Origin of the sequence: Streptomyces pseudogriseolus, from assembly GCA_002154585.1 — a bacterium.
GTDB classification, from domain to species: domain Bacteria; phylum Actinomycetota; class Actinomycetes; order Streptomycetales; family Streptomycetaceae; genus Streptomyces; species Streptomyces pseudogriseolus.
Map to the genome: position 1 here is coordinate 8,782 of MUNG01000183.1, position 498 is coordinate 9,279.

Here is a 498-nt window from a genome sequence, read left to right on the forward strand (position 1 = left end):
GCACGGTGGCCGGGGGCAGCTTGCGCACGCCGTTGAGGACGGTGCGGGGCGCGACGACGGTCGCGTGCCAGCTGAGGTACTGGTGCAGGGCGACGGGGTCGAGGGAGGTGTCGACGCCGCCGGCCGCCAGCAGGGCGGGCAGCGAGGAGGCGAACCGCAGGCGCTCGGAGGTGGCCGAGAGGTAGAGCGGCTTGATGCCGAGCCGGTCGCGGGCGAGGACGACGCGTCCGGTGTCCTGCTCGACGATCACGAAGGCGAACATGCCGTGGAACCGGTCGACGCAGTCGGCGCCCCACTGCTGGTACGCCTTGAGCACCACCTCGGTGTCGGAGTGCGAGAAGAAGCGGTGGCCGAGGGCGTGCAGTTCGTCGCGCAGCTCACGGTAGTTGTAGACGCAGCCGTTGAAGACGCCGGTGAGGCGGGCGCCCGGGTCGGTCATGGGCTGGGCGCCGCACTCCGACAGGTCGATGATCTTCAGCCGGCGGTGTCCGAGGGCGA

1 pseudogene is annotated in these 498 nt (G+C 71.3%); it reads right to left on the minus strand.

Annotation, left to right across the window (positions count from 1 at the left end):
- Nucleotides 1-498, minus strand: a pseudogene (locus CCN29_RS35960) (N-acetylglutaminylglutamine amidotransferase); the annotation flags it as partial.